The 24,705-nt window shown below is 67.2% G+C and carries 22 protein-coding genes and 1 pseudogene; 8 read left to right on the forward strand and 15 right to left on the reverse strand.

What is annotated here, in order from left to right:
• Positions 1–2: 2 nt before the first annotated feature.
• Both ACU6WZ_RS10180 and ACU6WZ_RS10185 read right to left on the reverse strand, forming a co-directional pair.
• Positions 3–320 (reverse strand): transposase, encoded by a 318-nt coding sequence (locus ACU6WZ_RS10180; protein ID WP_447029756.1) that lies wholly within the window; start codon positions 318–320, stop codon positions 3–5.
• Between the two features lie 98 nt (positions 321–418).
• Complete coding sequence (locus ACU6WZ_RS10185) at positions 419–634, reverse strand: hypothetical protein (protein ID WP_447032790.1); 216 nt, start codon at positions 632–634, stop codon at positions 419–421.
• A gap of 174 nt (positions 635–808) precedes the next feature.
• Here ACU6WZ_RS10185 and ACU6WZ_RS10190 point away from each other — a divergent pair, with 174 nt between their 5' ends.
• Positions 809–2,023, forward strand: a complete 1,215-nt coding sequence (locus tag ACU6WZ_RS10190; protein WP_447032792.1) for a helix-turn-helix domain-containing protein — start codon at positions 809–811, stop codon at positions 2,021–2,023.
• A 596-nt stretch (positions 2,024–2,619) separates the two neighbouring features.
• On the forward strand, positions 2,620–3,150 hold the full coding sequence (locus ACU6WZ_RS10195; RefSeq protein WP_447032794.1) for a hypothetical protein: 531 nt from the start codon (positions 2,620–2,622) through the stop codon (positions 3,148–3,150).
• On the opposite strand, the gene ACU6WZ_RS10200 is transcribed toward ACU6WZ_RS10195, so the two are convergent.
• Genes ACU6WZ_RS10200 through ACU6WZ_RS10210 form a run of 3 tightly spaced genes read right to left on the reverse strand, consistent with a single transcriptional unit; the run spans position 3,110 to position 4,338 of the window.
• The gene (locus ACU6WZ_RS10200) at positions 3,110–3,307 is read right to left on the reverse strand and encodes a DUF397 domain-containing protein (RefSeq protein ID WP_447032796.1); all 198 of its coding nucleotides are present in this window, start codon (positions 3,305–3,307) and stop codon (positions 3,110–3,112) included. The genes ACU6WZ_RS10195 and ACU6WZ_RS10200 overlap by 41 nt on opposite strands.
• Positions 3,304–3,483: a DUF397 domain-containing protein gene (locus ACU6WZ_RS10205; RefSeq protein ID WP_447032798.1), complete on the reverse strand. Its 180-nt coding sequence runs from the start codon at positions 3,481–3,483 to the stop codon at positions 3,304–3,306. The genes ACU6WZ_RS10200 and ACU6WZ_RS10205 overlap by 4 nt, the downstream gene beginning before the upstream one ends.
• A 3-nt stretch (positions 3,484–3,486) precedes the next feature.
• Positions 3,487–4,338 (reverse strand): helix-turn-helix domain-containing protein, encoded by an 852-nt coding sequence (locus ACU6WZ_RS10210; RefSeq protein ID WP_447032799.1) that lies wholly within the window; start codon positions 4,336–4,338, stop codon positions 3,487–3,489.
• A gap of 247 nt (positions 4,339–4,585) precedes the next feature.
• On the opposite strand from ACU6WZ_RS10210, the gene ACU6WZ_RS10215 reads away from it, so the two are divergent.
• From ACU6WZ_RS10215 to ACU6WZ_RS10240, 6 genes and pseudogenes are all read left to right on the forward strand, one after another.
• Positions 4,586–5,053: an ATP-binding protein gene (locus ACU6WZ_RS10215; RefSeq protein WP_447032800.1), complete on the forward strand. Its 468-nt coding sequence runs from the start codon at positions 4,586–4,588 to the stop codon at positions 5,051–5,053.
• 904 nt (positions 5,054–5,957) lie between these two features.
• Positions 5,958–6,371: a hypothetical protein gene (locus ACU6WZ_RS10220; protein ID WP_447032801.1), complete on the forward strand. Its 414-nt coding sequence runs from the start codon at positions 5,958–5,960 to the stop codon at positions 6,369–6,371.
• Complete coding sequence (locus ACU6WZ_RS10225) at positions 6,368–7,036, forward strand: peptidase inhibitor family I36 protein (protein ID WP_447032802.1); 669 nt, start codon at positions 6,368–6,370, stop codon at positions 7,034–7,036. The genes ACU6WZ_RS10220 and ACU6WZ_RS10225 overlap by 4 nt, the downstream gene beginning before the upstream one ends.
• Before the next feature lie 386 nt (positions 7,037–7,422).
• Entirely contained in the window at positions 7,423–7,956 is a 534-nt protein-coding gene (locus ACU6WZ_RS10230) for a hypothetical protein (protein ID WP_447032803.1), read from the forward strand.
• 350 nt (positions 7,957–8,306) lie between these two features.
• Positions 8,307–10,559 (forward strand): annotated as a pseudogene (locus tag ACU6WZ_RS10235) (glycoside hydrolase domain-containing protein).
• Between the two features lie 496 nt (positions 10,560–11,055).
• Positions 11,056–11,820, forward strand: coding sequence for a hypothetical protein (locus tag ACU6WZ_RS10240; protein WP_447032805.1), 765 nt, complete (start codon positions 11,056–11,058; stop codon positions 11,818–11,820).
• 210 nt (positions 11,821–12,030) lie between these two features.
• Here the strand turns inward: ACU6WZ_RS10240 and murJ are convergent, their stop codons facing one another.
• From murJ to ACU6WZ_RS10290, 10 genes are all read right to left on the reverse strand, one after another.
• Positions 12,031–13,713 carry a murein biosynthesis integral membrane protein MurJ gene (murJ, locus tag ACU6WZ_RS10245; RefSeq protein WP_447032806.1) on the reverse strand — a complete coding sequence of 561 codons (1,683 nt, stop codon included), beginning with the start codon at positions 13,711–13,713 and terminating at the stop codon, positions 12,031–12,033.
• A 155-nt stretch (positions 13,714–13,868) separates the two neighbouring features.
• Positions 13,869–14,831, reverse strand: coding sequence for an ABC transporter substrate-binding protein (locus ACU6WZ_RS10250; RefSeq protein ID WP_447033976.1), 963 nt, complete (start codon positions 14,829–14,831; stop codon positions 13,869–13,871).
• A gap of 57 nt (positions 14,832–14,888) precedes the next feature.
• Positions 14,889–16,904, reverse strand: coding sequence for an ABC transporter permease (locus ACU6WZ_RS10255; protein ID WP_447033978.1), 2,016 nt, complete (start codon positions 16,902–16,904; stop codon positions 14,889–14,891).
• 59 nt (positions 16,905–16,963) lie between these two features.
• Positions 16,964–18,043: a quaternary amine ABC transporter ATP-binding protein gene (locus ACU6WZ_RS10260; RefSeq protein WP_447032807.1), complete on the reverse strand. Its 1,080-nt coding sequence runs from the start codon at positions 18,041–18,043 to the stop codon at positions 16,964–16,966.
• On the reverse strand, positions 18,043–19,575 hold the full coding sequence (locus ACU6WZ_RS10265) for a GMC family oxidoreductase (RefSeq protein WP_447032809.1): 1,533 nt from the start codon (positions 19,573–19,575) through the stop codon (positions 18,043–18,045). The genes ACU6WZ_RS10260 and ACU6WZ_RS10265 overlap by 1 nt, the downstream gene beginning before the upstream one ends.
• A 130-nt stretch (positions 19,576–19,705) precedes the next feature.
• Entirely contained in the window at positions 19,706–21,208 is a 1,503-nt protein-coding gene (locus ACU6WZ_RS10270; protein WP_447032811.1) for an aldehyde dehydrogenase family protein, read from the reverse strand.
• A 186-nt stretch (positions 21,209–21,394) separates the two neighbouring features.
• Entirely contained in the window at positions 21,395–21,802 is a 408-nt protein-coding gene (locus ACU6WZ_RS10275) for a hypothetical protein (protein ID WP_447032813.1), read from the reverse strand.
• Positions 21,789–23,561: an AbeC-like domain-containing protein gene (locus ACU6WZ_RS10280; protein ID WP_447032815.1), complete on the reverse strand. Its 1,773-nt coding sequence runs from the start codon at positions 23,559–23,561 to the stop codon at positions 21,789–21,791. The genes ACU6WZ_RS10275 and ACU6WZ_RS10280 overlap by 14 nt, the downstream gene beginning before the upstream one ends.
• A 135-nt stretch (positions 23,562–23,696) precedes the next feature.
• Positions 23,697–24,197: a hypothetical protein gene (locus tag ACU6WZ_RS10285; RefSeq protein ID WP_447032817.1), complete on the reverse strand. Its 501-nt coding sequence runs from the start codon at positions 24,195–24,197 to the stop codon at positions 23,697–23,699.
• A 2-nt stretch (positions 24,198–24,199) separates the two neighbouring features.
• On the reverse strand, positions 24,200–24,442 hold the full coding sequence (locus ACU6WZ_RS10290; RefSeq protein ID WP_447032818.1) for a helix-turn-helix transcriptional regulator: 243 nt from the start codon (positions 24,440–24,442) through the stop codon (positions 24,200–24,202).
• Positions 24,443–24,705 lie beyond the last annotated feature (263 nt).

The following is a 24,705-nucleotide window of genomic DNA, read 5'->3' on the forward strand; positions in this document are numbered from 1 at the left end:
CGCTACGAGCGTGTGTGTGGCCGGTCGAGCTCGGCCGCGAAGAAACTCGCTGCGGCCTTCAGGATGTCGTTCGCCCGCTTCAGCTCGGCGACCTCCTTCTTGAGGGCCTTGAGCTGGGCGGATTCCTCCGTCGTGGTCCCGTTCCGGGCGCCGGCGTCGACCTCGGCCTGCCGCACCCAGTTCCGCAGGGACTCAGGCCCGATGTCGAGCTTCGCGCCGATCGAGCGGATCGCCGCGGACTCCGTCTTGTACTGATCACGAGTCTCCAGGACCAGACGCACGGCCCGCTCCTTGAGCTCCTTCGGGTATTGCTTCGCCATAACGGACTCGATCCTTCCAAAAGATCGAGCCTCGATCAAACCCGGAACGGTTCATGTCCTCCACGGACGCACAGAAATGGACCATACCCGTGGGCTACTCACCACGTAGCGCCGACGAAAAACCACAACACCGGTTGCGCGCCAGAGCACACGCCCATGCCACCATCACCGCGCAGAACCACGACGAACACCGCACCGGCCGTCGCCCGCCCCGCGCGCGACGGCGGCTGCGCGGTGGCCCGCTCGGGGCGGCCCGCCAGGTAGCAGAAGGCGATGACGAGAAGGTCGCCGCGCTGGCCATCTGTGTGGCACACAAGGACCGCCCGGGCGCCGGGGGCGCTGGGCGCTGACGATACTGGGTGTCTTCGGCTTCCTGTTCTGGCTCAACCACGCCTGACCGGCCCAGCCCGACAACGCTGGACACCATGATCGTCTGCCCGTTGGCGGGGCCGGCCCCGGCGTACTTTCTGCCGCCGTACGCTTGCGGCATGGCTGAGCATCTGGGCGACCGACTGGGCCGTCTGCGCCGACTGGCTGACCTCACGCAGGAAGGCTTGGCGGAACGGTCCCGGGTATCCGTTGACGTGATTCGGAAGCTGGAGCAGAAGCGCAAGCACAGTGCGCGCCTGCCGACACTGCATGATCTAGCGCGCGGGCTGGGCGTTGAGCTGACGGCCCTCCTGGGTGACCCGCCTGGGGTTCCGTCCAACGGTGACGCCGACCCGCCTCAGTTGGTCGCTGTGCGGCGCGCGATCATGCCTCCGATGTTCGCTCCGCCTCCTGAGCCGAACGGCGTTGAGCGGCTATCCCTGCGGTTGCTGCGACGTGAGATCTCTGACGGCTGGACGCTGTACCACAACGCCGACTTCGGCCGCCTCATGGACGTACTGCCGGGCATCATCTCGGACGCCCGCCTACTTGCTGCTGTGGGAAATGGCCGTCAACTAGCCTCTGGGCAAGCCGCGTTGGGGAAGGCTCTACAACTGGGCGGGCACCTTGCTATCCGGCTGGGGAAGACGGACCTGGCCCTGTCCGCTCTGGAGCGCGCCATGCTTGCTGCCGATCAGTCCTCCGACCCGCTGCTAGCTCCCATGGTCAGCAACTCCGTTGCGTGGAACTACCAGCGCCAGAATCGGCTGGCCGATGCTGAGCGGCTGGCGGTCCATGCCGCCGATGGCGTCGAGCAGGAGCACGGACGGACTGCTGAGGGAGTGCGTGTCTGGGGCGGGCTGATCATGTCAGCGGCGACGAGTGCAGCTCGGAGCGGCGACTACGACACGGCCAACGACATGATGCAGACGGCGGAGGACGCGACCGGCCGTCTGCGGCAACTTCCACCACCGGCAGACGGCAAGATGGTGTCGGTGTTCAGCCGCTCGTCCGTGCGCATTGAACGGGTCCGCCTGGCCGTCCAACACGCCCGTCCCGAAGAGGCGTTGACGCTCGCTCGGGGAATGCGACTGAGCGCCGACACGCCCCCGTCGTGGCGCACATGGCTGCTGCTGGACGTAGCACGCGCTCACGCAGACATCGGAAACGCTGAGGGAGCGGTCAAGGCCCTTGAGTCTCTACGGCGGGTGGCTCCGGGCTGGATGCGGCATCACACGCTGGCCGTATCCATCGTGAGCGATCTGTGGGACGGGCCGAAACGCCCGCCGGGGCTTCGCAAGATCGCCGAGTTCCTGGGCGTCGCCACTCCTTAGCGTGACGAAAGTAGGACGCTCCGTCCCTGTAGTTGCCCCGCTCCTGACGAGATGGTCTAGGAGTCACTGAGGCGGCGAAGGGATGAGCGACCATGCGCAGCGAAGCCAGGGCTGAACTGGCCCGACGCATTGCGGAGCACGGGCACAACGGCCGGCTGCTCGTCCGTTCCGAACCGTTGTCCGACGTCGCTGAGGGGGCGGACCTTCCGCCAGGTTCCATGGCCTATCCGCCGTGCGAGTGCCCCCAACATCGTGATCGGAACCCCGACCGGATGCCCGCAGACGCCTCGTTGAGCGTCAGAGTGGCTGAAGCCAATCGGCGGAGTCGTGAGGGGCGGGATTGAGCCGCCGTCGCCCGCCTCGCGCGCGACGGCGGCTGCGCGGTAGCCGGGTCCGGTCGGCCTTGTCGTACGTCGTGACGAAGAGCAGCTTCGCCGGCCGTCGACGGCGCGGGCCGCGGCCGCAACTCGCGGGTGGACTGGCATGATTTCGTAGGTTCGGCCTTCGGTTCCAAGCAAAAACGCGGGGGTGGGTTCCGAGTGAGGCCGCACCCCCTGGGCATCCTCCTGGCGAACGGTGCTGGCATCGTACGAGTCATGGGAGCAGCAGGAACGACACCGGAACCGGAAACCCCAACGCAGAGCGGCCGCATGTCGCTGCTTGAGGCAGCGTGGCGCTATCAGACGGATGAGATCTGCCCGGAAGACCTGCCGATGATCGCTGCCGAGGCGATCGCGGCCGGGCTGGACACCCCGACACTGTGCGAGCTTGCCGGTTGGCCACGCAACGCGGATGTCCGCGATATCCGCGATGCGTTTGAGCAGGCACTCTCCGAGTCTGAAATCGCGTTGCCCGGTCCCGGCCTGGCACGACGCTACGCTCTGCGCCGGCTGGCGGCGAAGCTCGTCGATGGGGAAATCGCTCCCGCCGAATTGGCATCGGACGACTGGTGGGAGACGGAGGTCGAAACCGCGGAGGAGCGATCGTTCGTGTCGCTGATCCCGCAGTGCGGGTGCTGCATCGAGTACACGTTGGGGTCCAACCAGCGGACGTGGGCGGCCAAGCTGCGGATCGCCGCGCTCGCCCTCACGTCGTCTCCGCAGATCGGCCCCGTACGTGACGTATGAGCGCGGTGAGCCCGGCCGGGGCGGCCGAGAGGACCTGGTCCGGTTCATCGCTCTCGCGGAGGCGGATGACGCCCCCTGCGGCAGCGAGCTCCACGCAGGTGTCGCCATCACCTCCACCGGAGAAGGACGACTTCTGCCAGCGAATTGGGGCGGTCACGGCTGCCCCGTCCGTACGTGACGAATCAGTGCCGCGAGCTCAGACCGGGTCACCGACAGGACCTGGGCCGGTTCGTCACTCTCGCGGAGCAGCAACGTGCTGTTCTCACAGGCTAGTTCCACGCACTCGTTCCCGTCGGCGCCGCCGGAGAACGAAGACTTCTGCCACTGGATCATGTCTCACAGTTCCTTCGTCAGGCGGTGGATGTAGTCCCGCGACTGGGCGGATTCAAGGGAAGCCGACTCCACCTTACGGAAAAGCGTTCGCATGGACTGCAGTTGGGCCGCCGCATCGAGGAACGCGGTGCCGTACGGCGTGTCCCTCTGGAGGGTGTCCAGCGCGGGCACACGCCCACCCGCGTACAGCAGCGACGAACTCGCCCCGGCGAAACCGTCCACGTCGAACGGGATCACGCGCACAGTGATGTTCGGCCTCTCCGATTGGCTCAGAATTTCCTGAAGTTGAGCGCGGGCAACTTGTCGATCCGCGACGCGTGTGCGCAGCACAGACTCATGCAGCACTGCCCCGTACGGGGCCGCCCCCTCCCGAGCGAGGGCCGCCTTGCGGAGCCTGCGATGCTCCACCCTCGGTTCCAGCTCGCTCTCAGGGAGTTCCGGGCGCCAGTACGCGAACACTGCACGCGCGTAGTCCTCGGTCTGGAGCAGCCCTGGGACGTGAGCAGTACCGATCACCTGGAGGAACGTTGCATGATGCTCCAACTCCGCCAAGTCCAAGAACGAGGGAGGCAGTACGCCCCGGTACTCATCCCACCATCCGCGCGTGCGGTCGATCGCCATGGCCACCAGGGCATCGATCAACACCGTGTCCGCACATGCATAGTGAGCCGCGAGCCTACGTACACGCTCTTCGCTGACCCCGGCGTTGCCCGCCTCGATCTGGCTCATCTGGGCCGGGCTCGACCCCAGGAGCCCTGCCGCCTCACTGGATGACATGCCTGCCGCTTCCCGCAGTTTGCGCAACTCGGCACCGAGGCGCACCTGACGGACAGTTGGCTGACTTCTTGCCGGCATGAAGCCGTCACCGCCCCAACAGCTCTGATTTCGGACGAGGTTAGCCCGCCCCGTTCGGGTGTCAGATTACGCCCACGACTTGCCCCGGCGAAATATTTAGCCGTACCGTCAGTGACGCGACGCACACGCTGCGATCACCGGGACCCCGGAAGCGCACCGCACCGCCATGCCATGGCGGCCGCGACACTGCCACCGCCCACAGGTTGCCGCACCAGCCAACCCGCCTCACTCCAAACGGAGTTACCGCATGCCGAATTCGCTGGAGTACCGCGACACCGAGTCCTGGCAGTACACCCTCCACATCCCCCACGACGCCCGCGCCGTCACCATCTGCCGCCACACCCTGCGCCTGATCCTCAACGCGCACGGCCTGCCCCACCTCGCCGAGGCCGCCGAGCTGCTCGCCACCGAGCTGATGACCAACGCCGTACGGCATACCAAGGGCCCGGCCGCGCTCCGCCTGCGGTGGGCGGACAGGGTGCTCCGTATCGGCGCCTGGGACACGGACCCCACACCACCCGAGCCGCCCGCGCGGGCCGCCGCCGTGGACGCCGAACAGGGCCGGGGCCTCGACCTTGTCCGGACCTGCGCCGACAGCTGGGGCTGGTACCCACTTGCCACCACCGACGACACCGGCAAGTACGTCTGGTGCGAATGCGCGCCGCTTGAGCAGGGGCCGGCCACCGCACGCTCGCGCCGCCTTCGAGCCCGGTAGAGGCCCGTGGCAATGGGCGGGCGGTTGTCGGGGCCTGGATCGTGGATGGTGTCGGACAGCAGGACGTCGAATCCGTGCTCGTTCAGCAGCTTCTCCCACACGGATGTGTCCAGGACCCAGCGCTGCATGGTGCCGACGCTGCCGTCGGAATGGCGGGTGAAAATGTCAGCCGGTCGGCATTCGGTCTCGGGCGGATCCCCGGTCCGGTAGTGGGCGAGCGTGGAGAACACCATTAGCCCGCCAGGCCGCAGTGCCGCCGCGACGGCCGGGAGCAGCGACGTCGATACAGCCCGTGTGCCGGCTCAGACAGGCAGCGCTGTCATCGGAATCGGATCCGGCCAACCGCCTTCCGTTGCTCACGCCTCACTAGTCCGCCGTTTCACAGGGGTCACAGCGGGGTGGGCTTCCCTGGGGCCTTGCCTGCTGGACTGTCGGATACCGGCCAGGTCTCGGGTAGGTACTTGTCCCGTGATCTCACGCTGTGCCTATGGTGGCCACCGTGTTTCCGGCAGCCCCTGACCAGACTGCCGAAGTAGCACGCCAACAACCATCGGGGGACGACGTCGTCATGGGGAAGCACATCGTAGGACCGCGATACCCGCTTTTCATCGCACGCTGACTTGATCTCGTCGTGTGTCAAACGAGCCCGGCGCACCTGATGCGAGGTACGACCTCTCCTTGCGCGTTCCTGCCCAAGTTGTCGTCGCAAAAGCGTGCCTGAACCACGTCCAACGAGCTTAAGCGCCACGGCTTCGGCCTGCCCAGTTCCACCCAGCACCCACAACACCGCCGAGGGAGGGCCCCTGCATTGGCCGACGAAATGGCCCGGCAGGCGCAGGAGTCGTCATCCACCCGTCGCTCCCGTTTCGCCGGCAGAAGACCGCGGCCTTCCGGTGACACTGGCATGATGAAACGAATCCTGCCTGCGCTCGTCCTTGCTGCTGCCGTCCTCATATCAGGATGCGGCGCAGACGATGAGACTCCGTGGACGCGCGATCCGACCACACCGGCCCCCCCGAGCACCACCGCTTCTCCTGTCCCGGCGGCCACCGAGCTGGCCGACCGCTACCGCAAGGCCGGCGGAGACAACGACGTCTACGGCATCCGCCACGCGAAGAACAAGGACGGCTCCCTCGAGCTGACCGTGTGGACCCGCAAGAAGACCGGCTACGAGCCCTTCGACGACTTCGCCACCAACTTGGCGTCCTTCCTGGCCGGAGAGGGCGTCCGCCTCGACCAGGGCTACGTACTCAACGTGTACGGCCCTGACGGAACCCGGCTGCACAACTACGACACCACACCGGAGAACAACTCGTGATACGCAAACCGTTAGCCAATCTCCTGCTCGCGACCGCCTCGGCCACCGCGCTAATCTTCACCAGCGCCGGGGCAACGCAGGCCGACGAGCCCACTCCTGAGCCATCGGTCACGGCGCCGCCGGCGGTAGAGGAGGCGGTCAACCCGGTGATCGCCGAATACGACGGGCGGAAGATCAACCTCGCCGAGTCGTGGGAGGGGGCGGACAGCTGCACCGAGCTCCCCAACGGGGAGGTCCACTGCTACGACTCGGACGAGGAAGCGCTGGCCGACCCCGAGCTGCCCGCCGAGAGTCGCAAGGAGACGTTGAAGGCCGCCTCGGCGCGCTCGGCCTCAGCGCCGCCCAGGGGGTGCGTAGCCGACTACTGGTGCCTGTACATGGACACCGGCTACGGGGGCAGGCTGCTCCGGCTGTCCAGCGACGGCAAGAAGGATCTCAACGAGTGGGGTTGCCGCGACAAGCTGGGTTCCGTGTACTACTGGGTCGGGCGTTGGGCGCTCAACTACGGAAACGCGAAGATCACCGACTACCGGTCGTGGCCGGTCGAAGACCGCGTCAGGGGCCTCAACGCTCCCGCTGACTACCGAAACTTCGGAGATCTCGCCTATCCCGGTGGCGGAAACTGGAACAACAAGGTCGACATCTTCGAAGTCCGGCGCTACTAGTCTCGCAGAGGCGACCCGGTGCTCGCACACCTGCGCGGGCCCGTTGACCCGTACGCTCCCCGTACTCAGAGGGCCGGTCTGACCGGCCCCGTCTGATCGGGTCCGCGCCGGAACACGCGGGCCTCGCCGGGACATACGCAACAGCAAGCACCTCAGGCATCGAATGCTCACAGCGCCACGGTGAATCGCACCCTGTGCGGAAGTAGAAGAGACGGACGGCGCGCGTCCCCCTCCACTCGTTCTCTGCGAGTGCCCGATCCAACCAGCCGGCTTGTAGTGCTGTTGCAACGCACTCGTCTGGCTGGACTCAGCCACAGAGTGGCCACCTTGCAAGCACGGCGATCAGCGGGCTGCGCGCCATTCCAGCAACAACCAGGAGAGCTGTTATGAACCGCACAGTCATGCGTCTGTCCACGCTCGCTGCGGCGTCCATCGCCTGCAGCAGCATCACGATGTCGCAGTCCGCGAGCGCAGCTGAGTCATGCGCAGCGGCGTCCCGCAACATACGAGTTATCGACCTTCCTGGGCTCAAGCCGGACACCCAGGTTGGTGCCGATGTCTGCGCCGCCCCGTCCTCCGACGGTAAAGTACGTGCTGACGTCACGCTCAACTGGGGCATCTTGGACGACCAGGTGCAGGACGCCGGCAAGCGATTCACGTCGTTCAAGGTAACCAGTCGACTGGAGAGCCGCCTGACCTCGTCCGGTGCCGACAAGGTTGTTGCGAGCACCACTTGTGACCTCACGGACGAGCTCAACCAGAGTTATGCCAAGGCTACGGGCCTGAGGTGCTCTTCGCCCGCTGCTGCTTTCAACCCGGATCTGTACTGGTCGGGTGACGCGACCGTCGTCTACGACGTCGAGGGAGATGGCAGGGGCGCCATCACATGGCAGCTTGCTGGTTCTCCGGTCGTCAGCTGAGCAAGGCGAGTTGGCTCTGGCCTGTTCCTCCTTTTGGCTGGAATGGGCCAAGGCCTCTGTAACTGTGAGGAACCGGCGGCTGCCTGGGCATTACTGTTGTTCTCTTATCCGTCTTTCTTTCATATGGGAGAAAGGCGCGTAACCGTCGGTCACGTCAAGTCCGCGTACGGCAGGTGGGATTAGCTAGGGGCCGCTTCTCCCAGAGGCCTTCCTTCGCTCAAGTTCTTGGCTGATTGCGGAACGCGAAGGCTGTGTGAACCGGGTTTCTAGGATCTGAGCCCTCCCGCGATCTGAATTCTCCAGCTAACCAGGGACTTATTCCAAAACCAATGTTAAAGGAGTGTGCGCCGATGGCTGATCCAGCGGTTGTGCGAGCACAGAGGTTCATCAACACCACGCACGAAAGCGTTGACGGTATCCCGCACGTCGACGAGAACGGCCAGACAAGCTGGAACGTTATGTACGCTCTTACCCGTGCCCTCCAGTACGAGCTCGGCATCACCACGCTGTCCAACAGCTTCGGTCCCGGCACCCTGAACACGCTGGGCTCGAAGTATCCCGCAATCACCGGCTCCACTTCTGCCCCGAAGAACATCATCCGGATCATTCAGTCCGCCCTCTACTGCAAGGGCTACGACGGCGGCGAACTCGGTGATGTCGACGACGGCAGGTACACAGCCCGTGTCGCCGCCGCCGTCAAGAAGCTCAAGGCAGACATGGGCGTCGCCGGTGTCTACCAGGGGGACAGCCTGACCCCGAAGGTGTTCAAGGGCCTGCTGAATATGGACCCCTATGTGGTCGTCAGCGGCGGCAGCGGTGAGATACGCAGGATTTAGCAGTGGATGAACAGCAAGTACGTCAGCCGACGCGACTTTTTCATTCTCCCCTCCGACGGCCACCATTCCCGGACCGTGTCACAGGCCATGCTGCTGGCGGTCCAGTATGAACTGGGCATGGCCGACGGGGTAGCCAATGGAGTCTTCGGGCCCAGCACACAGACCGGACTCAAGAACCACACGCTTACGAATGGCCAATCGGGCGTGTGGGTCCGGCTGTTCTCCGCCGCCATGATCCTCAACCAACGTAGTGGGACGGCCTTCACCGATACCTACGATATGAACCTCGCCGTCAGAGTGAGCGACTTCCAGGCTTTCGCCAAGCTCCCGACCACGGCAAACGGAGACTTCCAAACCTGGGCCTCCCTCCTGGTCTCCTACGGCGACCAGGCGCGGAAGGGCGAGGCGTGCGATGGGGTCACGAAGATCACCCCGGCACGCGCCATGACACTGAAGGCCCAGGGCATCAAGTACATCGGCCGCTACCTCACCAACCCCAGCGCTATATTCCTGCCGGAGAAGGCGATTCAGCCGGGGGAACTTCAGACGATCGCCGACCATGGCCTTCGCTGCTTCCCCATTTACCAGACCTACGGCCGCGATGCCTCCGGCTTCAACTATGCCGCTGGGCGGTCAGCCGGCTACGCGGCGGCCAACGCAGCCATAGACCACGGATTCAAGGCGGGTACGCGGATCTTCTTCGCCGTCGACTTTGACGCGCTTGACCAGGACGTCACCAACAACGTCCTGCCTCACTTCAAAGGCATCGTGGACGCTATAGCCGATGACGGGAATCGCTTCAAGATCGGCGTGTACGGTCCGCGGAACGTCTGCACTCGCGCCGCCGAAGCCGGACACTCGACAGCCTCATTCGTCTCCGACATGTCCTCAGGATTCTCAGGCAATTACGGCTACGCACTGCCCGCAGACTGGGCCTATGACCAAATCGTCACCCGCACCGTTGGCACCGGCGACGGTGCCATCGAGATCGACAACAACATCGCCTCTGGCCGTGACACCGGGCAGAACTCCTTCAACAAGCCCCGCGGCATTCTCCCAGACCTCTTCTTCGACAACAGCTTCCTGACCGCTTTGAAGAGCGACATCAGCAAGTACATGCAGGCGATCGGATTTCCGGACGAAGGAGGCAACCGAATATTCACGCACACTCAGTGCTTCGAGACGATCATGTCTCACGATGTCCTGATCACCCAGCTGTCAAACACATACAAGATGCGCAAGGCGCTGATCCAGACATCCGCATACTGGGAGATGCGCCACTACGATCTCCTCGACCAAGGCGTCGACCATCAGGTCGCGTCGTACCACCTGAACGGTATCGGCGCAGTGAAGGACTCCTCCACCGGTATTGCCCAGATCAGCGGAGCAGTCGGCATCCGCGCGTGGAACCACTGCATAAACAAGGGTTACGTGTCCGGAAAAATCCTCGACCCCGTCAAGGACGCGGACATCTGGGCTGTGTGGCAAAAGGTAAACAAGGACAACGCGTACAGCCTTCAGACCGTTCCAGTGATCCACCTATGGGGCACGGACGGCAAGCCCGGCGGAAACAACCCGCCAAACGGCGAGGAGATCATGCGCAGTATGCGCCTGGACTACACGGAAAAGGAGATCTTCGAGGTCCTGCGCCGCTACCAGGGGTGGGGAGTGCTACCCAACGGCGAAACGGTGGAGCAACACGCGACTAGACGCCTAGCCCTGTACCAGATCTTCGAGAAGTACAACGGACTCGTGCGGAACAAGTGAGCAGGATGATCGCATCTGACCAACTCGGGGGGGGACACAGCACGCTCGCCCTACTGCTGATCAGCTTGGTCGGGCTTATCACTGCACCCAGCCTCGCCGTTTACGGCTTTTCCCGCCTGGCTCAGCAAGGCATCACGCGTGCGGGTCTTAGGGCCGTTCTCCAAAGTCTCGCCGCCCTCGGCGCTTCCGCTGCTATTGCCACGTACGTCTGGGGCGTAGGGCACCTACTAGTGCTGGACGACATGGACGCGAACCAGGCTTGCAAAGACGCGGTAGGGCAAGCATCCGCGGCGGACATCGACGGGTACAGAGCAAGCTACGTTCCGTTGCGCCTGGGCTGCCACGTTGCGAACGACGGTACGTACGCCGCCGGTGTCCCCGATTACGTGAACCCTGCTGTGCTGGGAATATCACTGACCGCCGTCGTACTCGCCATTCTCGCGGGTCTCGCGCCGGAGCACCGAGCGAGAGACAACGCCAAGAGAGGGAAATCTAGTTGAACACTTGGGACATCTCACGCCGCACGGTCCTCGCGCGCACGGCAGTTATAACTGGCGCTGCTATAGCCGCCTCGTTACCCGCCTCATTCCTGTTGTCGTCCCCCGCTTATGCCGCAGGATCGGACCCGACCCCAGCAGAAGTTCGTGAGGCCGTAAGGAGGGCGCAGGCACGTACCAGGCGGGTGATGACGGGCAAATTGTCAGGCAATGGATGGGAGATGGAACGAGTGTCCGATGACGGCGGCAATATCTACACCCGCCCCGTCCCTGGCACTCCCCTCGGCGGCATCCAAGTCCGCATGGGCGCTGCCGAGACCGTCCTCGTCCACCTCATCCGTCGCTTCCACTACGAGATCGACTCTCTGCGCAAGGGCGACGTCATCGGCTGGCGCAGCCCTGGCAACGTACGCAAGGGGCTGCCGGAGTCCAACCAAGCATCCGGAACGGCCGTACAGATTCGTCCCGGGCACTACCCCCACGGCGGCAAGGGTGGCTATTTCCCCCATCAGTTGACCGTGATCCGTGACGTCCTCGCTGAGTTGAACGGTGTCATCCGCTGGGGAGGCGACGACACCAAGCCGGACGAAGCCCTGTTCTACATCGATGTACGCCCAGACGACCAACGTCTGCGTGAGGTCTTGACCAAGCTCCTGGGCTGGCAAGTAGAGCCGGGCAAGGGCGCCGGCTCCCCGGTGGACGTACTCTCCGACACGCGTAGTAGCGCGGCCAAGACTCTAGAACGTCGCCAACGACGATCCTGACCGAGAAGGCACCTGGAAGGGTGGATGGACATGGAGAGGACCGCCTGACCCGCGTTTCCGCATGTCAGGCGGCCTGACACTCCCCCGCACAGCGGGGGAATATCAGGTCTGCGGGTCGCGGACTTTGGGGAGGGTCCAGCCCAGGGTCTGCTTGAACAGCTGCCCCGGAGAAGTACCAGTCATGGATGTGAGGTTCCCCGCTGCGCGGGCTCAGCGCATTCCGGGCAGGCGACGCAGCTCGCTGACCTTCATCAACCGAGCAAGAAGGAGGTATCCCAGAGCTGTTGTGAGCGCCCCGGCAGCCAATGCGACGGCGGTAGGCCACGTCCCGCTTCCCAGCCCGGCGCATCCACGCGCTGCGGCCCAGCCCAGCCCTGCGGCTGGACCCGCGGCGCACAGCAGTTTCACGTAGGTGCGGCGGAGGCTTCCGTCGTCGATGCGGCCCCCGAGCCTCCTGCGCAGCAGGTACGCGGTGAGTGTGAGGCCGGCCAGGTAGGAGAGGGTATAGGCCCCGGCCATGCCGACCACGGCCCAGCGGGCGGGCAGCAGCTGATGACAGACCGTGGCCAGGACGATGTTCACCCCCGCGATCCAGGCGGCCATGAAGAAGGGAGTGCGCGTGTCCTCGAAGGCGTAGAAGCCGCGCAGCAGCAGGTACTGGGCGGAGAACGGAATGAGCCCAAGCCCGAAAGCCTGCAGCATGTACCCCAGCGGGCGGGCCGAGGCGGCATCCGCTGCTCCATGAGCGAACAGCAGTGACGAGATCTGCGGCCCCAGGGCGAGGAAGAGGAAGGAGGCGGGCACGATGACCACGCCGCTGATCCGCAGCACCCGGGAGAGGTCGGCGCGCAGATCCGGAATGCGCCCCTCGGCGGCAGCCCGGCTCATGCGCGGCAGCAGCGCCGTCACCAGGGACACCGTCACGATCGACTGCGGCAGCATCCAGATGGTCTGCGCGTAGGTGTAGGCGGAGTAGCCCGCGCCGGCCTGGGGCAGCTCTTGGTCGGCGGCGTTGGCATAGTTCGTGACCACCGTCAGAGCGACCTGGTTGGCCAGGACGAACAGCAGCGTCCACTTCGCCGCGTGGACGCTTTTGCCCAGGCCGGTGCCGCGCCAATCGAACCGCGGCCGGAACCGGAAACCTGCTGCTCCCGCGAACGGGATCAGCGCCAGCGCCTGCAGGGCGATGCCCGCCGTCGTCCCGATCCCCAGCAATTGCACCTGAGCCGTGGTGATGTCCTCCACCTGGTCGGGGACCGTCATCAGGCCCAGGTAGGCAGCGAACATGCCGACCAGTACGACATTGTTCAGCACTGGGGTCCACATCATCGCGCCGAACTTCTCGCGGGCGTTCAGGACCTGTCCGTAGATGCTGAACAGGCCGTAGAAGAAGATCTGCGGCAGTAGGAACCGGGCGAAGGTAACCGTCAGCTCGAACGCCTCGTGACTTTCCGGGGCGTCCCGCATGTACAGGCTCACGATCTGCGGCGCCGCCCACACCGCCAGCGCCGTACCCACGCCCAGCACACCCACCACGAGCGTTACCAGACGCTGCTCGTAAGCACGCCCGCCATCAGGCTGCGTCGTCCTGGCTCGCACCAGCTGCGGCACCAGCACGGCGTTGAGCGCGCCACCGATCAACAGCGTGTACAAGCTCGTCGGTACCGTGTTCGCCGTGTTGTACGTACTGGCCAGCAGGCCCGTTCCCAGCGCTGCGGCCTGCAGTACCTGACGGATCAGCCCGGTCGCCCGTGACACCACCGTGCCAAAAGCCATCAGCAAGGACGAACGGGCCAACCCGCCCTTGTCCTTCTTCCGCCGGGCGGCATGCCGCCCCCTTACCTGCTGCTCCTGCGGCATGGTCTGCGCCGTGGAGTTCGCCCCCTCCAACATGCCGTCAACCTATGCCCCCAAGGTTCCACGGCCCCAATCGCCCGCGTCACCCAGCAGCGCTCACGCTCCCGGGGCAACGCAGAACGCGCTCCGCAGCGCCGAGTTCACGGCGTTCCGGAGCGCGTTCGGGTGGTGAGCCGGGGCTCACCGAGGGGTTACTTCTTCGGCATCCAGGGCTTCCACGTCGACTCGTTCGCGCCGACCCACTTCTCCGCCGCCGCCTCCGGCGACATCTTCTCGTCGGCGATCATCAGGGCGACCTCGTTCTGCTGCTCGGTCGTCCAGTTGAAGTTCTTCAGGAACTCCGCCGCCTTGCCGCCCTTCTTGGCGAAGTCCGCGTTGAAGAACTTCTGCAGCGGCGTGTTCGGGTAGGCGCAGTCGACCTTCTTCGGGTCGTCCGCGCAGCCCTCCTTGAAGGCCGGCAGCTTGACCTCGACCATCTCGATCTCGGCGTTCAGCCACTGCGGGGTCCACCAGTACGTCAGGAACGGCTTCTTCGCCTTGGCGTACTTCTTCATGGCTGTGATCTGGCTGGCCTCGGAACCGGAGTAGTTCGTCTTGAGGTTCAGGTCCAGGTTCTTGATGATCGCGTCGTCGTTGGTGACGTAGTCGGGCGAGCCTTCGAGGATCTCGCCCTTGTCGCCGCTCTCCGCGGTCTTGAACTCGTCGGCGTACTTGTTGAGGTTCTTCCAGTCCGTGACATCCGGGTGCTTGTCCGCGAAGTACTTCGGTACGTACCAGCCGATGTGCCCGGTGACACCGAGGTCGCCGCCCTTGACGACGGTCTTCTTGGTGTCGACGTACTGCTTCTCCTCCTTGGGGTGGCCCCAGTCCTCCATGACCGCGTCGATGTCACCCTTCGACATCGCGTCCCACGCGAGGACCTCGCCCATCTGCTGGGTCTTGACCTTGTAGCCGAGTTCCTTCTCCAGCAGGTGCGCGGCGACGGCCGTGTTGGCCTGGGCGCCGACCCACGAGGGGACGGTCAGCTTGACGGTCTTGCCGCCGCCGCCGGCGTCGTTGCTCTCGTTGGTCTTGGCGGCGCCGCAGGCGCTGAGGGCGAGCAGGCCGAGGGCTGCGGCGGAAGCGGTGGCGGTGCGGAGTATTCGCTTGTTCATGCTCATGGCGGGGGTGTCTCTCTTCTGTGGCAGGGAGTAAGAGGTACGGGAGGAGGGTCAGCTGTCACCGCGGCCGCGCGAGCGGCCCACGCCGGGCTGGGTGAGGCGGTCCAGGACGAGTCCGAGGCAGACGATCGCTGCGCCGGCCGTCATGCCGACGCCCATCTCGCCGCGCGAGAGGCCCTTGACCACGTCGTATCCGAGCGCGCCACCACCGACGAGGCCGCCGACGACGACCACGGCGAGCACCAGGACGACTCCCTGGTTGACGGCGAGCTGCAGCGCGGGCCGGGCCAGCGGCAGCTGAACCTGGAGGAGCTGTTGGCGGGAGCCGGCGCCCATGGAGCGGGAGGCCTCCAGCGCGGACGGGTCGACGTCCCTGATGCCCTGGGTGGTGATACGTACGACCGCGGGCAGCGCGTACACGACGGCCGCGATGATCGCGGACGCGCGGGTGACGCCGAACAGGGCGACCACGGGGATCAGGTACACGAACTGCGGCATGGTCTGCATCGCGTCGAGGAGGGGCCGCATCCACCGCTCGACGCGTCCGGCGCGGGCCGCCGCGATGCCGAGCGCGAAGCCCAGCAGCAGCGTCACGAACAGCGCCGCGATCACCTGGGAGAGTGTGTCGAGCGACCTGGTCCATACGCCGAGAACGCCGATGGCGCCCATCGCGAGCGTCGAGGTGAGCGCGGTCACCCACGACCCGACCAGCCAGGCCAGCGCTCCCACGATCAGCAGCAGCGACCACCAGGGCAGCCACAGCAGACCGTCCCGCAGCGGGTTGAGGACCCACAGGGTGAACTGCTCCGACCACACCTCGGTGCCGCCGAGCACGGGAATGCCGGAGGCGAGGTGCTCGGTGATCCACTCCTGTGCCCTGTTGACGGGCGTGGAGATGTCGTACGTCCAGGCCTCCGGCCAGCTCTGCGTCAGCAGCGCCCGTCCGGCCACGGCGACGACCGCGGTGCCGGCGGCGACCAGCGCCCAGGCGCTCCACCCGTGCAGCAGCGGGGAGCCGCCCGGCACGGTCGCGCCGATGCGCTCACCGGCCGCGGCGGTCGTACGGTCGAGCCAGACCGCGATCAGCACGATCGGGATGCCGGCTGCGAGCGCCTTGCCGACGTCGACGGTCGACAGCGCCGAGTAGACCTCTTCGCCGAGACCGCCGGCGCCGACGAGCGCCGCGATGACGACCATGGAGAGCGCCATCATGATCGTCTGGTTGAGGCCGAGCAGCATTTCCTTGCGGGCGAGCGGCAGCCGCGCCGTCCACAGCCGCTGCCGGCCGCTGGCGCCCATCGAGGCCGAGGCCTCCAGTACGCCGGCGTCGGCGCCGCGCAGGCCGAGCGCCGTGAGGCGGGCCATGGGCGGGGCGGCGTAGATGACGGTGCAGAAGAGCGCGGCGGGCGTACCGGTGCCGAAGACCAGCACGAAGGGGAGCAGGTACGCGAACGCCGGCATGACCTGCATGGTGTCGAGCACCGGGCGCAGCATGCGGTGGAAGCGGTCGGAGAGCCCGGCGGCGAGCCCGAGGAGGATGCCGAGCAGGGAGGCGCAGGTGACCGCGACGACCATCAGCGCGATGGTGAGGAGGGTGGCGTCCCACATGCCGAGCATCCCGCACACGGCGAAGACGAGGACCGCGATGCCCGCCGTCTTCGCGCCGCGCCGGTCGAGTCCGGCGGCGCGCCAGGCGAAGAGCACCGCCATGGCGGCGAAGCCGGCCCAGCCGAGGGCGTCGAGGCCGGTGTAGACGGTGTTGACGGCGTCGGTGGCGGTGTTGGCGAGGTGCAGGAGGAAGTAGAGGAAGAGGGGGTGGGTGTCGCGATTGTCGATGACCCACTCGTTGACGTCGTCGAGGGGACCCGACACGTCGACGGTCAGGTTCGCCGGCCAACTGCCGCCGCCCCACAGGGCGATGCCGAGCGGCACGAGCACGAACGCGACGACGGCGAGCGGCAGCAGCTTGCGGCCGGCCCCGTGCCGTACGGCTGCCAGGAGCCGTACGGCTGCCAGGCCCCGGCCGCGCCCGGCAGGCCCCTTCGCGGGCTCCTTCACGGGCCCCATGGCGGGCTGTTTCGCCGGCCTCTCGGCGGGCTCCTTCACGTGCGTACTGACGGCCGCCGTCATGCGGCGACCGCCTTGGCGTGGGCGGGGTCGATGCCCGCGACAACGGCGAGCAGCGACTGGTGGTCGACGACGCCGACGCAGCGGCCGCCCTCCATGACGCGGGCGGGCTCGCCGGTGCGGGCGACGGCCTCGATGGCCTCGGAGACGGTGGCGTCGGGGGAGACGGACGCGCCGGTCTCGGCCTCGCCGATGTCGGCGGGCCGCATGGCGGTGCGTACGGTCATGACCTGCTCGCGCGGTACGTCACGTACGAAGTCGCGCACGTAGTCGTCGGCGGGCGCGCCGACGATCTCCTCGGGGGTGCCGAGCTGCACGATCCGCCCGTCGCGCATCAGCGCGATCCGGTCGCCGAGCCGCAGCGCCTCGCTGAGGTCGTGGGTGATGAAGACCATGGTGCGGCCCTCTTCGCGGTGCAGGCGGATGACTTCTTCCTGCATGTCGCGGCGGATCAGCGGGTCGAGGGCGCTGAACGGCTCGTCGAAGAGCAGCACTTCGGGGTCGACGGCGAGCGCGCGGGCCAGGCCGACGCGCTGCTGCTGTCCGCCGGAGAGCTGGCCGGGACGGCGTTCCTCCATGCCCGCGAGGCCGACCTTCTCGACGACCTCGGCGGCCTTGGCGCGGCGTGCGGCGCGGCCCATGCCCTGGATTTCCAGGCCGTAGGCGACGTTGTCGATGACGGAGCGGTGCGGCAGCAGGCCGAAGTGCTGGAAGACCATGGAGGCGCGGTGGCGGCGCAGTTCACGCAGCCGCGCCTTGTCCATGGACAGCACGTCCTCGCCGTCGATGGCGATGGCGCCGGAGGTGGGCTCGATGAGCCGGGTCAGGCAGCGTACGAGGGTCGACTTGCCGGAGCCGGAGAGCCCCATGACGACGAAGACCTCGTTCTTGTGCACGTCGAAGGAGACGTCCCGCACGGCGGCGGTGCACCCGGTCCGGGCGCGCAGCTCTTCGGCGGACAGCTCGGCGTACTCCTGGTTGGCCGGTATGCGGTCGGCTTTGGGCCCGAATACCTTCCACAGGTTCTTTACGGAGAAGACCGGTTCGGCGGCGTTCGTCTTGTTATCGGTTTCGGTCATCACGCATCACCTCCCGGTGCGTTGGTTGCGGCAAGCAGTTCGGCGCACTTCTCCCCGACCATCAGGACGCCGATCATCGGGTTCACGGCCGGCATGGTGGGGAAGACGGATGCGTCGGCGATACGGATGCCTTCGAGGCCCCGGATTTTCAGATCGGGTGCCACGACGGCCTGTTCGTCATCGGCGGCGCCCATCCGGCAGGTCCCCGCCGGGTGGTACACGGTGTGGGCGACCTTGCGGGCGTACTCGCTGATGTCCGCGTCGGACGTCACCTCGGGCCCGGGGCACACCTCGCGCTTCAGCCACTTCGCGAGCGGCTCGGCCTTGGCGATCTCGCGGGCGATGCGAATGCCGTCGACGAGGGTGCGGCCGTCGTAGTCGTCCTCGTCCGTGAAGTACCGGAAATCGAGCGACGGCTTGACGGCCGGATCGGCGCTGGTCAGGAAGAGACGGCCGCGGCTGCGCGGCTTGGGGATGTTCGGCGTCATCGACACACCGTGCTCGGGGCGCTCATAGCCGAGGCGCTCCGGGTTGTCGGTGAACGGGATCTGGTAGAAGTGGAACATCAGGTCGGGCCCCGCGCTCTCCGGGTCCCTGCGCACGAACAACCCCGCGTCCGAGTCCATCGCCGAGTTCTCCGGGATCGGCCCGTCCGTCTCCCAGACGATGACCGACTCGGGGTGGTCGAGCAGGTTCTCTCCGACGCCGGGCAGGTCGAGCGCCACGGGAATCCCGAGCGCTTCGAGGTCGGCCTTCGGGCCGATGCCGGAATGCATCAGCAGCCGGGGGGTGTCGACGGCGCCCGCGCAGACGATCACTTCGCGGCTCGCCTCGACGAGGATCTCCTCGCCGTCCTTGGTACGCACGTGCACGCCGGTCGCCCGCACCCCGTCGAGCTGAAGCTTGTACGCCCAGCTCTCCAGCATGATGTGCAGGTTCGGCCTGTCCAGGAACGGGTGCAGGTACGCCACCGAGGCGGACGAGCGCTTGTTGCTCTCGGGGTGGTAGGCGAGGTCGAAGAAACCGACCCCCTCGTGGAACGGCTGCCGGTTGAAGCCTTCGACGCGGGGTACGCCGATGGCTTCCTGGGCGGCGTCGACGAAGTCGCGGGCGATCGCGTTCCGGTCTTTCTCGTCGACCGGGACGATGTTGTTGCGCAGCTTGTGGAAGTACGGCCCCATGGCCGCGGCGTCCCACCCATCGGCGCCGGCGGCGGCCCACTCGTCCCAGTCGGACGGCAGCGGCTGGAAGGCGATGAGGGTGTTGTGCGAGGAGCAGCCGCCGAGGACGCGGGCGCGGCTGTGCCGGATGTGGGAGTTGCCGCGTGGCTGCTCGGTGGTGGGGTAGTCGTAGTCCAGCTCCCCGCCGAGCAGGCCCATCCAGCGGCGCAGCGTCAGTACTTCGGGGCGGTCGACATCGGACGGACCGCCCTCGATGACGGCGACGCGCACGGACGGGTCCTCGGTGAGCCGGGAGGCGATCACCGAACCTGCGGTGCCGCCCCCGACGACGACGTAGTCGTATACGGGCATGGGGTCTTACTCCTCTTGTCGTGCTGCCAGGTGCTTTCTCAACGCGTGGGTCGGACTGCCGCAAGCGGCGCTCATCAGCCCGTCCGGCGCCTCAGGACCGGGGTCTGGGGCGGAGCCCCAGCCAGGGCCCTCAGCCCGCGAACCACCGCACCGGCCGCGGCGCCAGATTCTGGTAAACGTGCTTCGCTTCGCGATACTCCGCGAGCCCCGCCGGGCCCAGCTCCCGCCCGATGCCCGACTTCCCGAACCCGCCCCACTCAGCCTGCGGCAGATAGGGATGGAAGTCGTTGATCCAGACCGTGCCGTGCCGCAGCCGTCCCGCCACCCGCCGGGCCCGCCCCGCGTCGGCCGTCCAGACCCCGCCGGCCAGCCCGTACTCGGTATCGTTGGCGAGGGCCACGGCCTCGTCCTCGGTGCGGAAGGTCTCCACCGTGAGCACCGGCCCGAAGACTTCTTCCCGTACGACCCGCATCTCGCGATGGCACTCGTCGAGCACGGTCGGCGCGTAGAAGTACCCGCCCTCCGGCCGTACGTCGCTCACCTCGGGCCGGGCTCCGCCGGTGCGCAGCACCGCGCCCTCCTCCAGCGCGGAGGCGACGTACATCTCGGTCTTCGCCAGCTGCTGCGCGGAGACGAGCGGCCCGCACTCCACCCCGTCCTCGGTGCCCCGCCCGAGCCGGATCCTGCCGGCCCTGCGCGCGAGCTCGGCAACGAACCGCTCCCGCACCGACTCCTCGATGATCAGCCGGGAGCCGGCCGAGCAGACCTGCCCGCTGTGGATGAACGCGGCGTTCAGGGCCTGGTCGACGGCGGTGTCGAAGCCGTCATCGGTGGCGCAGGCGTCGGCGAAGACGACGTTGGGGTTCTTGCCGCCGAGCTCCAGCGCGACCTTCTTGACGGTGACGGCGGCGGCCTGCATGACCTTCGTACCGCTGGCGAGGCCGCCCGTGAACGACACGAGGTCGACATCGGGGTGTTCGGACATCCGCGCGCCGACCGGGTCGCCCGCGCCGGTGACCAGGTTGGCGACACCGGCCGGAAGGCCCGCTTCCGCCAGCAGCCCGATGAGCGCGACCGTCGTCAGCGGAGTGATCTCACTCGGCTTGATCACAAAGGTGTTGCCCGCGGCCAGGGCCGGAGCGATCTTCCAACTCGCCTGCAACAGAGGGTAGTTCCAGGGTGCGATGAGCGCACAGACACCGACGGGCTCGTGTACGACGACGCTGTGGATCTCCGGCGAACCGGCGTCGACGACCCGCCCGCCGCTCTCACCCACGACCAGGTCGGCGAAGTACCGGAAGGCGTCGCTCACGCAGTCGACGTCGACCCGGCCCTCTTCCAGCGTCTTGCCCGCGTCGCGGCTCTCCAGGAGCCCGATCTCCTCGCGGTCCCGCTGGAGCAGGTCGGCGACGCGGCGCAGCAGGGCCGCGCGCTCGGCGACGGGAGTACGGGGCCACTCGCCGGAGTCGAAGGCCGTACGTGCGGCCGCCACGGCGTCATCGACGTCCGCGGCACCGCCCTCGGCGACGACGGCGAAGGGCTGGGCATCCGCGGGGTCGATGATCTCGCGTGTGGCGCCGGAAGCGGCTGCTTGCCACTTCCCGCCCACATGGATGGTCTGATGTGCCGACACGTCGCGTTTTGCCTTCCGTTCCCGAAATATTTACCGCCGGTTTGGAACCAGCGATCTGAAGCCCTCCCCCTAAGGACGGGAACCATGCGCAATACGTGGCCGAAAGTGCGCAGCATCACGACCGTAATAGAGCAGAAGCGGTCAAAAGATGTCACCCAGCGTGAAGTGCCTCGCCCGCCTCTCGTTTCACCCTCCCAGCAGCGCACCGACCGCGGCCACGGCGGCGGCGCCCGACGCCAGGACCTCCACGCTCGGGCCCGCCGCCGTGAGCGCGTCACGCAGCCGGGCGAGCCGGCCGGGCGCGGCCCGGCCTTCGGCCTCGATCTCCTCCTCGGTGGAGACGAGCTCCGCGTCCAAGACGGTCGTGGTGTCGGTGGCGATGAGCCGGTCCAGGTCCGCCCTGAGCTGCCGCACGGCGGCGAGCAGCTCCTCCTGGGCGGGGTCGCGGGCCGGGACACCGGTGTTGTTGTTCGTGTTGCTGACGGTGTTGCCGCTGCCGATGCCGACGGCGCTGTTGTGCACGGTCCCGAGCTGGACCGAAGGCTGCGGCTGCGGCGGCTGGTGCTGGTGCTGGTGCTGCTCAGGCGTTCCCACGGCGTACTCCCCCATCGCCGGCACTGCTGCCGTTGTTGTTGGTGGTGGTGATCCTGTTCCCGTCACCCACACCAATGGCACTTCCCTGCGCGGAGTCGATGAAGACCCCGCCGCTCCCGACGTTCACGATCTTCTGCTCGAACTCGTCGGTCTGCCATCCCGCGTCGCGCAGCGCCAGCCGCACCCCACCGGCCACCCGGTCCTGGATGCTCTTCAGGTAGCGGTTGACGTCCATGTCCTGGAAGAGCGAGGCGTCCCACTCGGAGCCGAGCTCCCGGACCGACCGCGCGGGGCCGTCGGGCAGCGCGCCGGCGTTACCGCCGGTGAGCAGCTTCCAGCCACTGCCGGCGCCACGCCCGAGCGTCGCGAGCGCGTCCCCGAGCGAGCGGGGGGTGTGTGCGATCGCCCAGACGGCCTTGCCGAACCAGTGGTTGTTGCGGTGCCGGTGGGCGATCCGGTCGGCCTCCTGGAACGACTGCCGCACGGGCAGCAGCACGTGGGGGGCGACCTCAAGCATGAGCATCCCGCCCTGGGTGTGCACCCGTACGAAGACCGTCACCACGACCTCCTCGCTCCAGCCGCCCACCCGGATCCGCAGGAAGTGCCGGCGGCTCTCCCCGCCCTCCTCCACGGACCCGCTCCGGTGCGCCTCGTATCCCTGGGCGTCGTACGGCGCCTGATCCCTGCGTAGCAGCGCGTAGGCGGGCAGGAAGACGCACTCGTCGGTCTGCAACTCGCGCAGCCGGTCGCGCACGGCGGCGGCGAGCCGCGGCGAGCCGTGCGGCGAGGGGATGCGCAGCGCCTCCACGAGGGGGACGATCCGGCCGAGGATCGTCGCGTTGTCGAGGGGCTCGGGTGTGGCGTCCTTGCGGGGGCGCAGCTCGACGGCCAGGTTCCAGGGCCGGTACGGAGCACCGGCGCCGCAGAAGGGGTCGTTGGCGTTGTACATCACCAGCGGGGCGTGCTGCTCCACCTTGATGCGCCGCTTCAGCCGGTCCAGGCGATGACCGGACGCGCGCTCGGCGGGGTCGGCGGCATGGTTGGGGAACCGCTGCGGGGACAGATCGCCAGTGAGGATCCGCGCGAAGTACTCGCGCTGCGAGGCGACGACGGCGACGAGGACGCCGAGCAGGGCCAGGGCTCCCCAGGCGGTGCCGGGCGTCGCGTGGGGCAGGCTGTCTTGCAGGGGCCCGATGACGCCCGTATCGAAGAGATCCGGCTCACCCGCTCCGTACCCTGCGCCGTACCCTCCGGCGTCACCGTACTGATCACCCTCGTCGTCCCCGGCGAAAGCGGCGAAGGCGAGCCCCAGGAGAACCCCGGCCAGCAGGTAGCGCCCGCCCCAGCGCAGCGCGAACGCCGGAATGACCCGCGCCGGGGGCGCCTGACGACGGCTGCCGCGGACCCACCCGGCGATGCTGAGCAGAACGCACGGCACGACCAGCGCGAAGAACGCGCCCCCGGTCAGCAGAATGGCGAACACCCACAGCGCCAGCACCCCGCCGGCCCAGCCCAGTTCGCTGCGCCGCGCCCGCAGCGCGTGGGCGAGGACGCGGGCGGCGTCGAAACCGTACGACGGGGCGGCGATGCGCTCCTCGTGTACGTACAGCTCGTCGATGACGGCGTCCCGGAAGCCCTCGTCGAGGTAAACCCCGGCACACAACAGCCGGCTCGCCTCACTGGCGGCGGGCGCCACCGGGGCTCTCCCGCGCAGATCGTCCTGTCCGCCGGGCTGGGCGGGTAAAGCAGTTTGGGTCATCGTGGCCCCTTGACTGAGCGAACTTGCATGCGAACAGGGCAAGTTGATGAGTGAAGGGGTGACATCCTAGACCCAACGGCTACGCTTCCGCGGCGCTCATGAGGTGAACCTCCCCACCGCTTGCCGGCCACTGCCTCAACTTTCGGAGATTGCCTCACTGGGGTCGTCCCGGACCATGAGTCCCGCCACCCACAGCGGCATCAGCCAGTGCACCACGAGCACGGGGGCGATCAGCCCCTCGGCCGGTACGTCGCCGAACCAGCCGGCCGCGCCCGCCCCTAGGACCGCGATCAGCAGCAGCCCGGTGGTCAGCCGGTGCGCGCGTGCGCGGGCGCGGTCGCGCTCGGCGAGCTGGCGCTCGTCGAGGACCCGGCCGCGGAGTTCGAGCAGCCCGCGCGTGGCGCTGTTGATCACGCCGGTCGCCACGCACCACGGCAACAGCAGCGCGAGCGTGGCGACCAGGGCCCACATCTGCCGGTCCCCGAAGACCACGGTGTTCCAGCACACCACGGAAGCGACGGTCATAGCGACGTGCGCACCGACGACGATGCGGCGGCGCGCGGCGGTGGCGTGGAAGGCCGACCCCTCTTCCCGGTTCATCAACGCGAACATGCGCTGGTCGTGGCCAGTACCCATCACTACTTCCTCCCGTAGACCTCGTCGGTGAGCGGCCGGAACGGCCGGAGGGAGAACATCGCCTCCACCGGCAGCGCGAAGAACTCGGCGATCTTCAGGGCGAGATCGAGGCTCGGGTTGTACTGCCCCCGCTCGATGTAACCGATGGTCTGATAGTGCGCCCCGACCGCCTCGGCCAGCGCCTGACGCGAGACGCCGCGCTCGGCCCGGACCATCGCCAGCCTATTGTGTACCTGCTCGCTCATGTATAAGAAGTACTACATTCTAGCGGAGAAGCACAACGCCCCGGCGCGGGCCAGCAAGTCCACTCACTGAGCCTTTTCCAACCAGCCGATGGGACAGGCCGGTTGTGGTACCGATCCGCGATCGATCTGTCCAGCCGCACGTTGCGGCACCTGTCCGGGAGCCTCCGGGCCCGTTCAAGGCCGTCCTCGCAACTGCGTACCGCTACCTAAACAGCGAGACGCAGAAGGAATCCCTCTGAGGGCGTGCTCGGCCATCTCACGGA

The sequence above is a fragment of the Streptomyces hypolithicus genome, assembly GCF_052934925.1.